The 12872-nt window shown below is 70.8% G+C and carries 11 protein-coding genes; 8 read left to right on the top strand and 3 right to left on the bottom strand.

Annotated features, from left to right (window positions below; all coding sequences use genetic code 11):
- Nucleotides 1–132: 132 nt before the first annotated feature.
- A complete protein-coding gene (locus tag OG246_RS03570; RefSeq protein ID WP_266455672.1) occupies nt 133–1047 on the bottom strand; it encodes a hypothetical protein in 915 nt (304 codons plus the stop codon).
- Nucleotides 1048–1475: 428 nt separating this feature from the next.
- Between OG246_RS03570 and purN the strand changes: the two genes are divergently transcribed.
- The 3 genes from purN to OG246_RS03555 all read left to right on the top strand — a co-directional run bounded on the left by purN (nt 1476) and on the right by OG246_RS03555 (nt 4187).
- A complete protein-coding gene (purN, locus tag OG246_RS03565) occupies nt 1476–2105 on the top strand; it encodes a phosphoribosylglycinamide formyltransferase (protein WP_266455669.1) in 630 nt (209 codons plus the stop codon).
- Entirely contained in the window at nt 2102–3670 is a 1569-nt protein-coding gene (gene purH / locus OG246_RS03560) for a bifunctional phosphoribosylaminoimidazolecarboxamide formyltransferase/IMP cyclohydrolase (RefSeq protein ID WP_266455666.1), read from the top strand. Before purN ends, purH begins: the two co-directional genes overlap by 4 nt.
- Before the next feature lie 154 nt (nt 3671–3824).
- Complete coding sequence (locus tag OG246_RS03555) at nt 3825–4187, top strand: hypothetical protein (protein ID WP_266455663.1); 363 nt, start codon at nt 3825–3827, stop codon at nt 4185–4187.
- Nucleotides 4188–4314: 127 nt separating this feature from the next.
- Here OG246_RS03555 and OG246_RS03550 read toward each other — a convergent pair whose 3' ends face one another.
- On the bottom strand, nt 4315–4902 hold the full coding sequence (locus OG246_RS03550; RefSeq protein ID WP_266455661.1) for an RDD family protein: 588 nt from the start codon (nt 4900–4902) through the stop codon (nt 4315–4317).
- Between the two features lie 255 nt (nt 4903–5157).
- Here OG246_RS03550 and OG246_RS03545 point away from each other — a divergent pair, with 255 nt between their 5' ends.
- The 4 genes from OG246_RS03545 (at nt 5158) to OG246_RS03530 (ending at nt 10089) form a co-directional block, all read left to right on the top strand.
- Entirely contained in the window at nt 5158–6012 is an 855-nt protein-coding gene (locus tag OG246_RS03545) for a bifunctional methylenetetrahydrofolate dehydrogenase/methenyltetrahydrofolate cyclohydrolase (protein WP_266455658.1), read from the top strand.
- Nucleotides 6002–6685, top strand: coding sequence for a DUF3017 domain-containing protein (locus OG246_RS03540; RefSeq protein ID WP_266455655.1), 684 nt, complete (start codon nt 6002–6004; stop codon nt 6683–6685). Before OG246_RS03545 ends, OG246_RS03540 begins: the two co-directional genes overlap by 11 nt.
- Nucleotides 6686–7367: 682 nt before the next feature.
- Nucleotides 7368–8636, top strand: coding sequence for an XRE family transcriptional regulator (locus OG246_RS03535; protein ID WP_266455652.1), 1269 nt, complete (start codon nt 7368–7370; stop codon nt 8634–8636).
- Between the two features lie 463 nt (nt 8637–9099).
- Nucleotides 9100–10089: a malate dehydrogenase gene (locus OG246_RS03530; protein WP_266455649.1), complete on the top strand. Its 990-nt coding sequence runs from the start codon at nt 9100–9102 to the stop codon at nt 10087–10089.
- Nucleotides 10090–10173: 84 nt separating this feature from the next.
- Here OG246_RS03530 and OG246_RS03525 read toward each other — a convergent pair whose 3' ends face one another.
- A complete protein-coding gene (locus tag OG246_RS03525) occupies nt 10174–11043 on the bottom strand; it encodes a bifunctional helix-turn-helix transcriptional regulator/GNAT family N-acetyltransferase (protein ID WP_266455646.1) in 870 nt (289 codons plus the stop codon).
- Between the two features lie 238 nt (nt 11044–11281).
- Between OG246_RS03525 and OG246_RS03520 the strand changes: the two genes are divergently transcribed.
- The gene (locus OG246_RS03520; RefSeq protein WP_266455643.1) at nt 11282–12802 is read left to right on the top strand and encodes an aldehyde dehydrogenase family protein; all 1521 of its coding nucleotides are present in this window, start codon (nt 11282–11284) and stop codon (nt 12800–12802) included.
- Nucleotides 12803–12872: the final 70 nt, after the last annotated feature.

Genomic DNA, 12872 nt, shown 5'->3' with positions numbered 1-12872 from the left:
CTGACGCGCTCGTCCTCAAACGCCGGACGGGCTGAACAAGCAGGATTTTCAGCCCCTCCGGCGTTTGAGGAGCGGGGTCTGGGGCGGAGCCCCAGGAGCAAGGGACGGGTAGGGGCGGAGGGGGCGAAAAACCTACCCCTGCGTCCCCAGCACCCCCCGCAGCTCCTTCGGCAGAAGGTCGTTGCAGGACTTCTTCGCGACGTTCGTGAGGGCGTCGTTGGTGCAGGCGTAGTAGTCGCTGTAGACGAGCTGGGCGGTGAAGCCGGCGGCGACCATGGCGATGGCGAGGGATGCGGTGACCAGGCCGCTCACCGCGGCGGACTTCTGGGGCCGGGCGTTCGCCGGGTCCGGCGCCGGGCTGTCCGGATCCGGGGTGCGGGGCTTGGCGCGCAGGGCGCTGATGCCCCAGTAGAGGGCGAGCGCGCCGAGCAGCAGAGCCACGTACGGCCAGCTGAAGAGGGCGAAGAAGAACGCCCACATACCGGAGAGCAGGGCGAAGCGCGCTTTGCGCTGCGCCGGATCCGTCGGGTCCCAGCGCATACCGGTACCCGGACCACTGCCGGACCCTTCCGGACCGCCCTGCCCCTGCCCCTGCCCCTGCCCCTGCCCCTGCCCCTGCCCCTGCCCCTGTCCTTGGGACGCACCGGGACGGTCGCCGAAGCCACCACCGCTGGACGGCCCCGGCTGCCGGTCGCTCCACTGGCTGCCCCACGGGGACGACCCGTCGGGCTCACCGTGCTCGCCCGAACCCGACCCCTCGGAGCCCTGCCCGTTCGCAGGCCTCCGCGGCTGCCACGGCCGGTCGGGAGCCCCCTCCGGCGGCGGAGCGAACGGATTGTCGTCCGAGCCAGAAGAGCCAGAAGAGCCAGAGGAGCCCGAGGGAGGCGCGTCCGGGCCCTGCGCGCCCGAGCCCCCGTTGCCGTCGGCCGAGCCGTGCTCACCCGAAGGGGCGGAGTCGGGCGTGCCCCCGCCTTCCCGCGGCGGCACAGGCGAAGGGCGCCGCTCGCGCAGCAGGAGCGGAGGGAGTCGGAGACTGCGGTCCGGCATCAGGTGAGCGTCTTCCCCTTGGTGGTTCTGGCGGGCGGCGTGTCCACGGAGCTTGGTGCCCGCCCGTGACTCGCGCCCCGGGCAGCCGACCGTTCGGCGTGCGTACCCAGGACTGGCGCCCCGAGCTTTCGTGTCCGGGACGACCGCCCCGGACCCTCACGTACCCGTCCCAGATCAACGCCCCGCGTGCGCAAGGCGTTCCCCGTGCTGGACGGTGTTCCCAGGTGGATCCTCCCCAGACGCTACCTTCCGGCCACGCCCCCGTCCCGTGGGGGCCGCCCGGTGTGCCGGTATCGTTGCTGACGGTCGGCCGCTTCGTAGACTTCCCCGTATCCCGGGGCGCGATGCATTCGTACGAATGTACAAGTGTGGGCGAAGGTGCAGAACGAGCCGGCCGTGCAAACGCTCCCCCGAGAAAGGGCCCCACCGTGGCCGCCAAGCCCGTGGCCAAGCGCCTGGTCGTGCTGGTCTCCGGATCAGGTACGAATCTGCAGGCACTGCTCGACGCCATCGCGGAGGCGGGGCCCGAGGCCTATGGGGCCGAGATCGTCGCCGTGGGCGCGGACCGGGACGGCATCGAGGGTCTCGCGCGCGCCGAGCGGGCCGGGCTGCCCACCTTCGTGAACCGCGTCAAGGACTACGACACCCGGGACGAGTGGGACGCGGCGCTCGCCGAGTCGACCGCCGCCCATGAACCCGACCTCGTCGTCTCCGCCGGGTTCATGAAGATCGTGGGGAAGGAGTTCCTCGCCCGGTTCGGCGGCCGGTTCGTCAACACGCACCCCGCGCTGCTGCCCAGTTTTCCCGGCGCCCACGGCGTGCGCGACGCACTCGCGTACGGCGCGAGGGTCACCGGATGCACCGTCCACTTCGTCGACGACGGCGTCGACACCGGCCCGATCATCGCCCAGGGCGTGGTCGAGATCCGGAACGAGGACGACGAGAGCGCTCTGCACGAGCGCATCAAGGAAGTCGAGCGAAGGCTGCTCGTGGATGTCGTGGGGCGGCTCGCCCGCAACGGCTATCGCATTGAGGGACGAAAGGTAGTTATCCAGTGACCGCCACCGCCGAGAGCAACAAGCGGGCCATTCGACGCGCGCTCATCAGCGTGTACGACAAGACCGGCCTCGAAGACCTGGCGCGCGGGCTGCACGAGGCCGGTGTCGAGCTCGTCTCCACCGGCTCCACCGCGTCGAAGATCGCCGCGGCGGGCGTCCCCGTCACCAAGGTCGAGGAGCTGACCGGCTTCCCCGAGTGCCTGGACGGCCGCGTCAAGACGCTGCACCCGAAGGTCCACGCGGGCATCCTCGCCGACCTGCGACTCCCCGACCACCAGCGCCAGTTGGCAGAGCTCGGCGTCGAGCCGTTCGGCCTGGTCGTGGTGAACCTCTACCCGTTCCGCGAGACCGTCGCCTCCGGCGCGACGCCCGACGAGTGCGTCGAGCAGATCGACATCGGCGGCCCCTCGATGGTCCGCGCCGCCGCCAAGAACCACCCGTCGGTGGCCGTGGTCACCAGCCCCGCGCGGTACGCGGACGTCCTTGCCGCGGTCAAGGACGGCGGCTTCGACCTCACCACCCGCAAGCGGCTCGCCGCCGAAGCCTTCCAGCACACGGCGGCGTACGACGTGGCGGTGGCGAGCTGGTTCGCGGCCGACTATGCGGCAGCCGACGACAGCGGCTTCCCCGACTTCCTGGGTCACACCTACGAGCGCAAGAACACCCTGCGCTACGGCGAGAACCCGCACCAGGGTGCCGCTCTCTACGTCGACGGCACGGGTGGTCTCGCCGAGGCCGAGCAGCTGCACGGCAAGGAGATGTCGTACAACAACTTCACGGACACGGACGCCGCGCGCCGTGCCGCGTACGACCACGACGATCCGTGCGTCGCGATCATCAAGCACGCCAACCCGTGCGGGATCGCGGTCGCGTCGAGCGTCGCCGAGGCGCACCGCAAGGCGCACGCCTGTGACCCGCTGTCCGCGTTCGGCGGCGTCATCGCGGTCAACCGGCCGGTGACGAAGGAGATGGCGGAGCAGGTCGCCGACATCTTCACCGAGGTCATCGTGGCGCCCGAGTACGAGGACGGCGCCCTCGAAGCCCTCACCAAGAAGAAGAACATCCGCGTGCTCCGCGCCCACCACGGCCCGAAGACCCCGGTCGAGGTCAAGCAGATCGACGGCGGCGCGCTGCTCCAGGTCACCGACCGCCTCCAGGCCGACGGCGACAACCCGGCGAGCTGGACCCTGGCCACCGGCGACGCGCTCAGCCAGGGCGAGCTGGACGAACTGGCCTTCGCCTGGAAGGCCTGTCGGGCCGTCAAGTCCAACGCGATCCTCCTCGCCAAGGACGGCGCCTCCGTCGGCGTCGGCATGGGTCAGGTCAACCGTGTCGACTCCGCCAAGCTGGCGGTGGAGCGCGCCGGCGCCGAGCGGGCCCGTGGCTCGTACGCGGCCTCGGACGCGTTCTTCCCGTTCCCCGACGGCCTGGAGATCCTCACCGAGGCGGGCGTCAAGGCCGTGGTCCAGCCCGGCGGTTCGGTCCGCGACGAGCTGGTGATCGAGGCCGCGAAGAAGGCGGGCGTGACGATGTACTTCACGGGGACGCGGCACTTCTTCCACTGAGCCGGGCCGTCTTCGGCCCGGCGGCGATTCGTCGGCGGGCCGAAGGGTTCTGTTCCCGCCTGCGGAATGGCGCATACCCGGGTGCAGAACCCCTCGCTCCGCTGGAAGTGTCGGAGGCCGACCCAACTCGGCCCCGGCGCTCGGAGGTTCAGTCATGCGGAGCAGGCTCAGCGGGATCAGTCGTCTTGCCGTTGTCGGTGCGGCGCTGGCCGTCGCGCTCGGTACGACGGCGCTCGGAACGGCCTCCGCCGCCCAGGACGCGGCGGCGGTGGACTGCGCGAAGGGGTACGTGTGTCTCCTGCCCCTGTTCGGGAACGGGACCCCGGTCCTGGTGAAGGAGGGGGACAGCGCCAAGTACGATCCCGCGCTGACGGTCGCGGAGGTCACGAACAACACGGCCGTGACGTACTGCGTGGGCGGTGACCTGAACTATCCGCTGGGGGCCGGCCGGACCCAGACCGGGACCAGCGGGGTGACCTCCGTGACCCCGTCGTCCGGGGGCGCTTGTCTGCTCTGACCGCAAGGCCACGCGAGGGGCGCACCGCCGTGAGTGGTGCGCCCCTTTAGCAGGTATCCGCAGCGACGCGAACTGCCCAGCGGTGCCGGAGTGTTCCGGAGTGCTGTCGCTCGCGTCGGCGTATCCGCTACGACGTGCGGATCACGATCGACGAGCACACCTTGTCGGCGAAGGTCTGCTTCTTGGCGTCCCACGCCGGCCACAGCCAGCCCAGGTAGCACGCCAGGCTGTCGAGGAAGTGGGCGAGCCGGCGGACGAACGCCATGCCGACGCCGAGCGGCTGGCCGTCGATCTCGCGCACCAGGCGGATGCCGAGGGCCTTCTTGCCGAGGGTCTGGCCGGTGCGGCCTTCCTGGATCAGCTGCCAGATCGCGAGGCCGATGAGGGCGATGGCGCCGATCGCCATCAGCGCCGGAGTGTCCTTGCCGGCGATCACGATGCCGTAGGGGACGGCGAACACGAGCATGTCGACCAGGGTGCCGAGGAAACGCTGGCCCCAGTTCGCGTACGGCGGCTGGGCGCCGTAACCCGGCTGCTGCGGGTAGCCGTAACCGGGCTGCTGCGGGTAGCCGTAACCCTGCTGCGGCGGGACGCCGGGGGGTGTCTGCGGGGCGCCGTAGCCGGCGGGCTGGCCCTGCTGGGGATAGCCGTAGCCGGGCTGGCCCTGCTGCGGGTTCTGCGGCTGCTCATACGGGTTGGGTGAGCCGAAACTCATGGCGAATTTCCTCCATGCAAAGGGCGGGGACGGCGCGGATTGCGCGGAGGAACGTCACGATTTTGAGCGGTATGCCCCCCAACACGGACCGCGATGGTGCACCGCATATCGTTCTGCGGCAGGCCAGTTCTTGTCCAGCCGATAGGCACATATGTTGTGCAGCTGCAATCTTCGTGATCTTCCCGGCCGGTCCGCCCGGCCGCGACCACTGCGCCCGATTGGAACCAGGTACCGGTCATCCGGGAGGATGGGGTCATGACCGCCCAGATTCTCGATGGCAAGGCCACCGCAGCCGCGATCAAGTCCGACCTGACCGCCCGCGTGGCGGTCCTGAAGGAGAAGGGCGTGGTGCCCGGCCTGGGGACCGTCCTGGTCGGGGACGACCCCGGCAGCCAGAAGTACGTCGCCGGCAAGCACCGCGACTGCGCGCAGGTGGGCATCGCCTCCATCCAGCGCGAACTGCCCGCCACCGCCACGCAGGAGGAGATCGAGGCGGTGGTACGGGAGTTGAACGAGGACCCCGCCTGCACGGGGTACATCGTCCAGTTGCCGCTCCCCAAGGGCATCGACGAGAACCGCATCCTGGAGCTGATGGACCCGGACAAGGACGCGGACGGGCTGCACCCGATGAACCTCGGCCGCCTCGTGCTGAACGAGCCGGCCCCGCTGCCCTGCACGCCCAACGGTGTCCTCACGCTCCTGCGCCAGTACGGAGTCGAGATCAAGGGCGCCGAAGTGGTGGTCGTCGGCCGTGGCGTGACCATCGGGCGCCCGATGCCGCTCCTGCTCACGAGGCGCAGCGAGAACGCGACGGTCACCCAGTGCCACACCGGCACCCGTGACCTCGCCTCCCACCTCAGGCGCGCCGACATCATCGTCGCCGCCGCGGGCTCCGCGCACCTCGTCCGGCCCGAGGACGTGAAGCCGGGCGCGGCCGTCCTCGACGTCGGCGTCTCACGCGGTTCCGACGGCAAGATCGTCGGTGACGTCCACCCGGGCGTGGCCGAGGTCGCCGCCTGGATCTCCCCGAACCCCGGCGGCGTCGGCCCGATGACCCGTGCCCAGCTGCTCGTCAACGTGGTGGAAGCGGCGGAGCGCAGTGTCGGCTGACGGCAACTCCGGGAAGACCGAAAGCAAGACCGACGGCAAGACCGACGAGCCCGCCGGAGAGCCGGCCGTCGTGCGGAACGCGCTGAGTAACGGCGCGCAGCCCGTCGTACGGGATGTGTCCGGCAACGGCGCCGAGCCGGCCGTACGGGACACACCGGGCGTCAATGGCCAGTCGTCGGCGGCCCGCGCCGGCGATGAGCCCGGCGGGCCCGACGCGGAGGGTGACGCCGACGAGCCGGTCGTCGTCGACCCGGTGAGCGCACCCGATGCCGAAGGGAACGCTCGCCGCACCACTCGGCGCTTCCCGAAGTTCACGCGGGACACCGCGCGGCCCGAGGGCGGCGGCCGGGCGGCGCCGAGGGACGCCCCGGCGCCCGCGCGCCAGTGGCCGATCCTCGCCGTGCTCGCGTTGGTCGGGCTCGGCCTGCTGCTGACCGCCTTCGACGTGTTCCGCTACGGCACGATCCTGATCGGCGCCGCGCTCCTTGTGGGCGGTGTGCTGCGCTGGACACTGCCCGACGTGGGCATGCTCGCGGTCCGCTCCCGCTTCACGGACCTGGTCACGTACGGCGTGCTCGGCGTGGCCATCGTGCTGCTCGCGATGATGGCGCAGCCCGATCCGTGGCTGGAGATCCCGTTCCTGGACGACACCCTGCACTTCACCGTCCGCTGAGGGGACCCCCGGGTTCCCACGCTTTTCCCGCGGCCGGCATGACGCGGCCCGTCCCCTCCCCCGAGCAAGGACGGGCCGCGGTCGGGCGGGTGTTCCGCCCGGAGACAACATTTGTGCACGGGAACAGGCTGTTCAATATCTGTCAGTTCGCTGTGGCACGGAAGTGACCGTTCCGCTACGGTGTCCGCGCCATGCAACGGAGACCGCGCCCGGCGGGCCTCCGTCGAAGCGGAACTCCATCAACTCCCGTCGAGGGAAGGGTAGTTCGTGACCCTCGGGTGAGCTGACCGCTCCCGGGGCGCGTGAGGTCACTCCCGTGTTCCGGATGTGTCGATGTCTTGACAAGTTCAAGGATTTACTCCGATCCAGCCCAACGGTCGAGTTAACGTGGCCAATCGGGACGGTCCGGGACGTCCTGTGCGCAAGCCAGGAGTTCGACCGGTCGTACAACAATGCCGATGGGACACTGGACCGCAGCCAATGGGCGTGCAACGGTGCATGCCTCCGCCCGAATGCTCCCGTGCGCCCCCATCCCGGGAACTGAGATCCTTACCGAGCGCATCCCTGTGGGTAGCCAGAACGGGGACTCGGCGAAGGGGCGCCGTGCGCGGGGGAACAGTGAGTCACGTACGGGGGAAGAGACCAGTCGCGTACGGGGTGAAGGAAGTAGGGGGGAGAAGCAATGCCTCGTTGGAGGGCCTTGCCGGATGAACTCGATCCGCAGGTCAGAGAGTTCGCCAGCCAGCTGCGCCGGCTCGTCGACCGCAGCGGCCTGAGCATCGCCGCCGTGGCCGACCGCACCGGCTACAGCAAGACGTCCTGGGAGCGTTACCTCAACGGTCGGCTCCTCGCGCCCAAGGGTGCGATCGTCGCCCTGGCCGAGGTGACCGGCACCAATCCCATGCATCTGACAACCATGTGGGAGCTCGCCGAGCGTGCCTGGAGCCGTTCGGAGATGCGCCACGACATGACCATGGAAGCGATCCGGATCTCGCAGGCGCGCGCCGCGCTCGGCGAGTTCGGGGCGCCCCCGGCGAACGGGAGCGGCGGCAAACAGGCCCGCAAGGGCGGCAGCGCCACCGTGACACCGGGGGTCGCCGGTCCTGCGGGGGTGTCACCGACGGTGCCGCCGCAGCCGTCGGCCGCCGACGCGGAGGACTCGTCGGGCGGGGGTTCCTCGCGCGGAGCTTCGCCGCACGCCGCTTCGTCGCAGGGGACCTGGTCGCGCGAGGCGCCTTCGTACGGGGGTGGCTCGTCCGGTGGGGCCGGGCGGGGCGGCGGGTGGGGGGTCGTCGCCACGCCGTCCTCCGGCGGGGCCGGGCAGTTCGGGCCGACGGGTCCGTCCGGTCCGTCCAGTCCTGTGGGAGTTGCCAGTTCTGCCGGTTCTGCCGGTGCGGCCGGGGGTCCGCCCCGGGATGCCCGGCCTTCCGGTGGGGGCGGGGGTTCGCCCGACGGGGCGCGGCGCAAGCGGCGGCTCACCATGTTCCTCGCGGGGGTCGTCGGCGCGCTCGTTGTGGTCGCCGCGGCCGTGTACCTCACCAGGGGCGATGACACGAAGGACGAGAGCAAGCCCGAGACGCCGACGACCTCTGTGGCCGCTCCCGATCCCGAGCTGCCGGCCGGAGTGAACTGCTCCGGCGCGGACTGCACGGGCAAGGACCCGGAGAACATGGGCTGCGGCGGCGAACTGGCGACGACCGCCACCAGCGTCACCGTCGGCACGGCCCTCGTCGAGGTCCGTTACAGCGAGACCTGCGCCGCCGCCTGGGCCCGCATCACCCAGGCCGCCGTGGGCGACACGGTCGAGGTGTCCTCCGGCACAGCGGCCAAGCAGACCGGGTCGGTCGACGCGGACACCGACGCCTACACCCCGATGGTGGCCGTGAAGGACGCCGGCGATGCGAAGGCGTGCGCGACGCTGGCGTCGGGCGAGACAGGCTGCACGCAGTAGGGGAGGGGTTCCAGCCCGTCCGGCGTTTGAGGACGAGCGCGCAGCGCGAAAAGGGGGGTCTGGGGGCGCAGCCCCCAGGTACGGGAAGGGTAGGGGCGGAGGGGGCGAAAAAAACCTCCCCCCACCCTGGAATGCCCGCCCGCATCCGGGGCAGACGCACGTTACCCCCACGGGATCCGGAACATCCGGTACCCCATCGGCGGCCGCCGAGCCCACTCTCCCGAGCCCGGCGGCCGCCTCCCACCCCCCTCTGTGGGCTGGGCCACACGGACCCGGACACCGGGGCTCCCGGATGCGCGATAGCCTGACGGCGGATCTCTCTTGACGCCAAGAGATCGATCATCGGTACCCCTGATCGATCAAAGCGATCGGTACCCCTGACCGGTCGAAGCGGCGGACGCAGGGGAGCTCCTGCACCCCGGGGCAGGGACGCCCCACCGCCAGCTGTCATACGGAGAACGCCATGACCCGCACTCCCGTGAACGTCACCGTCACCGGCGCGGCCGGCCAGATCGGTTACGCCCTGCTCTTCCGCATCGCCTCCGGCCAGCTGCTCGGCGCGGACGTGCCGGTCAAGCTGCGCCTCCTGGAGATCACACCGGCGCTGAAGGCCGCCGAGGGCACCGCAATGGAGCTCGACGACTGCGCCTTCCCGCTCCTCCAGAGCATCGACATCACGGACGACCCGAACGTCGCCTTCGCCGGCACCAACGTCGGCCTGCTCGTCGGCGCCCGCCCCCGCACCAAGGGCATGGAGCGCGGCGACCTGCTGTCCGCCAACGGCGGCATCTTCAAGCCGCAGGGCAAGGCCATCAACGACAACGCCGCCGACGACGTCAAGATCCTCGTCGTGGGCAACCCGGCGAACACCAACGCGCTCATCGCGCAGGCCTCCGCCCCCGACGTACCGGCCGAGCGCTTCACCGCGATGACCCGCCTGGACCACAACCGCGCGCTCACGCAGCTCGCGAAGAAGACGGGTTCGACGGTCGCCGACATCAAGCGCCTGACCATCTGGGGCAACCACTCGGCCACCCAGTACCCCGACATCTTCCACGCCACGGTCGCCGGCAAGAACGCCGCCGAGGTCGTGAGCGACGAGAAGTGGCTCGCCGAGGACTTCATCCCGACGGTCGCCAAGCGTGGCGCCGCCATCATCGAGGCCCGCGGTTCCTCGTCGGCCGCCTCCGCCGCCAACGCCGCCATCGACCACGTCCACACCTGGGTCAACGGCACCGCGGACGGCGACTGGACCTCCATGGGCATCCCGTCGGACGGCTCCTACGGCGTCCCGGAGGGCCTCATCTCCTCCTTCCCGGTCACCACGAAGGACGGCTCGTACGAGATCGTCCAGGGCCTGGACATCAACGAGTTCTCCCGCGCCCGCATCGACGCGTCGGTCCAGGAACTGGCAGAGGAGCGCGAGGCGGTCCGCGCCCTCGGCCTGATCTGAGTTCCTTGCTTCTCCTGATCCCCGGGCGGCTTCGGCTGCCCGGGGATCAGTGCGTTCCGCCCCGAGGACCGGCTGAACGACCGGCTACCGCAGCCGCTTCTCGAACCAGTGGGCCGCGTACACGTTGTCGTCGTAGCGCGGGATCTCCGTGTAGCCGCATGCCCGGTACATCGCCTGTGCCTCCGTGAGTACGGCATGGGTGTCGAGCCGCACGAGTTCGTAGCCGCGCGCGACGGCCTGGTGCTCGAGGGCGTCGAGGATCCGTCGGGCGAGTCCGAGCCGTCGGGCGGTGGGGCGGACCCACACGTGCCGGATCTCGCCGACCCCGGGTTCGAGTCCGCGCAGCGCCCCGCATCCCACGGGACGCCCTTCCTCGTACGCGACGACGAAGGCGCCCCGGTCCCCGGACACTTCGTGAGGCCGTACGAGGGCGGCGGGATCGAAGCCTTCCGGGAACCGTCCGTCGATGTCGGCGGCGTACGCGGCGAGGCAGTCGCGGGCGTCGCGTGAGGCGCCGTCGACGGTCTCGACGGTGATCCCGGCCAGCCGCAGCAGCCGTTCGGCGACGGCGACGGCGGCGGTGAGCTCGCCGCGCTGCCGCTCGTCGAGGCCGCCGAGCAGTCCTTCGGCGAGCTTGTCGGCCCGCCGGTTCTGCTCCTTCACCTCGCTCCGCCCGGCCGGCGTCAGCTCCGCGAACCGCAGCCGGCTGTCGTCGGCGTGCACACTCACCCGCAGGAGCCCCTGCGTCTCCAGGGCCCGCACCATCCGGCTCAAGTACCCGGCGTCCAGGCCGAGTCGACTCCTCAGCTCCCTGAGCGAGGCACCGTCCCCGATCTCGAACAGCAGCCTCGCCTCGCCGAGCGGCCGGTCCTGCCCGAGGTAGTGATCGTCGAGCACTCCGATGCGCCGGGTGAAGTAGCGGTTGAAACGCCGCAGCGCACGCACGTCGTCCATTGACACGGTCTCCATATTTCTTTGACTTTAGTCAAAGGAATAGCTCACGTCTACTGGTCGGTTCGCACCCTTATCCCATGGTTTTTCAGTGACACGGCGCACTTTCGGTCACGGATTGTGCATGCACCCGAGGTCGGAGGGCAGGTGCTCACGGTCCCCGGGAGCGACACGCGTGTGACGCATGGGCACGCGTGGGCCCGCAGGGGCACGGAAACAGGAACGGAAGGCAACAGCGAACATGGCCGGACAGCAGGCAGAACAGGCACCGCGGACCATTCACGTGGGCGGGGAGTGGCTCGACGCCGTCTCGCGCACCACCCGCGAGATCGTCGACCCCGCGGATGCCAAGCCGTTCGCCGTGGTCGCGGAGGGTGACGAGCGGGACACGGACGCGGCCGTCGCGGCGGCACGCCGAGCCTTCGACGAGGGCCCGTGGCGCCAGGCGCCCACCGCCGAGCGCGCCGCCCTGCTGCGCCGCGTCGCCGATCTCCTCGTACGCGACCGCGAGGAACTCGGGCTGCTGGAGAGCCGCGACGCGGGCAAGACCCTCGAAGAGGGGTGCGTGGACATCGACTGTGTCGCCGACGCCTTCCGGTACTTCGCCGATCTCGTGGTCGGGGAGGGCGGCGGGCGCGTCGTCGACGCGGGCTCCGACGACATCCACAGCGTCGTCGTGCACGAGCCCGTCGGCGTCTGCGCGCTGATCACACCCTGGAACTACCCGCTGCTCCAGGCCAGTTGGAAGATCGCTCCCGCTCTCGCGGCCGGCAACACCTTCGTCGTCAAGCCGAGCGAGATCACCCCGCTGACCACGATCGCCCTGATCCGGCTGCTCGCCGAGGCCGGGCTGCCCGCCGGTGTCGCCAACATCGTCACCGGGCCCGGACACACCGTCGGCGCCCGGCTCGCCGAGCATCCCGGCGTCGACCTCGTCTCCTTCACCGGCGGTCTCGTCAGCGGCACGAAGGTCGCGCAGGCCGCCGCCGTGACGGTGAAGAAGGTCGCGCTGGAACTCGGCGGCAAGAACCCCAACGTCGTCTTCGCCGACGCCTGTGCGACGGAGGAGGGGTTCGACACCGCCGTCGACCAGGCCCTCAACGCCGCCTTCATCCACAGCGGTCAGGTGTGCTCGGCAGGCTCCCGACTCATCGTCGAGGAGTCCGTGCGCGAGCGCTTCGTCGCCGAACTCGCCCGCAGGGCAGGCGCCATCCGGCTCGGGCGCGGCACCGAGGACGGTGTCGAGTGCGGCCCGCTCGTCTCCGAGCAGCAGCGGGAGAAGACGGAGGCGTACGTCGCCTCGGCGCTCGCGGAGGGCGCGGTGCTGCGCGCCGGGGGCAGGCGCCCCGAGCCGTCCGAGGCCAGGCCCGCCACCGGGTACTTCTACGAGCCGACCGTCCTCGACCAGTGCCACCGCGAGATGCGGGTCGTGCGCGAGGAGGTCTTCGGGCCAGTCCTGACCGTGGAGACCTTCCGCACCGAGGACGAGGCCGTCGCGCTCGCCAACGACACCGAGTACGGACTCGCGGGCGCCGTCTGGACCGCCGACGCGGGCCGTGCCCGCCGCGTCGCCGGACGGCTGCGGCACGGCACCGTCTGGATCAACGACTTCCACCCCTATCTCCCGCAGGCGGAGTGGGGAGGCTTCGGCAAGAGCGGTGTCGGGCGGGAGTTGGGGCCTGCCGGCCTCGCCGAGTACCGCGAGACCAAGCACGTCTACCAGAACCTCGCGCCGAAGCCCGTGCGCTGGTTCGCGGGCTGACCCGCAACTCCCGTAGCCCCACCCTGCTGACCCCCAACTCCCGTATGCCCCACACCGCTGCCCCCAACTG

Origin of the sequence: Streptomyces sp. NBC_00620 (genome assembly GCF_026341825.1) — a bacterium.
Lineage (GTDB): Bacteria > Actinomycetota > Actinomycetes > Streptomycetales > Streptomycetaceae > Streptomyces.
This window is presented reverse-complemented; position numbering and strand designations above follow the sequence as displayed.

Coding starts and splice junctions, on each gene's coding strand:
- OG246_RS03550 (WP_266455661.1), bottom strand. CDS start 4,902: ATGAGTTTCGGCTCACCCAACCCGTATGAGCAGCCGCAGAACCCGCAG.
- OG246_RS03520 (WP_266455643.1), top strand. CDS start 11,282: ATGGCCGGACAGCAGGCAGAACAGGCACCGCGGACCATTCACGTGGGC.
- OG246_RS03525 (WP_266455646.1), bottom strand. CDS start 11,043: ATGGACGACGTGCGTGCGCTGCGGCGTTTCAACCGCTACTTCACCCGG.
- OG246_RS03535 (WP_266455652.1), top strand. CDS start 7,368: ATGCCTCGTTGGAGGGCCTTGCCGGATGAACTCGATCCGCAGGTCAGA.
- OG246_RS03530 (WP_266455649.1), top strand. CDS start 9,100: ATGACCCGCACTCCCGTGAACGTCACCGTCACCGGCGCGGCCGGCCAG.
- OG246_RS03555 (WP_266455663.1), top strand. CDS start 3,825: ATGCGGAGCAGGCTCAGCGGGATCAGTCGTCTTGCCGTTGTCGGTGCG.
- OG246_RS03545 (WP_266455658.1), top strand. CDS start 5,158: ATGACCGCCCAGATTCTCGATGGCAAGGCCACCGCAGCCGCGATCAAG.
- OG246_RS03570 (WP_266455672.1), bottom strand. CDS start 1,047: ATGCCGGACCGCAGTCTCCGACTCCCTCCGCTCCTGCTGCGCGAGCGG.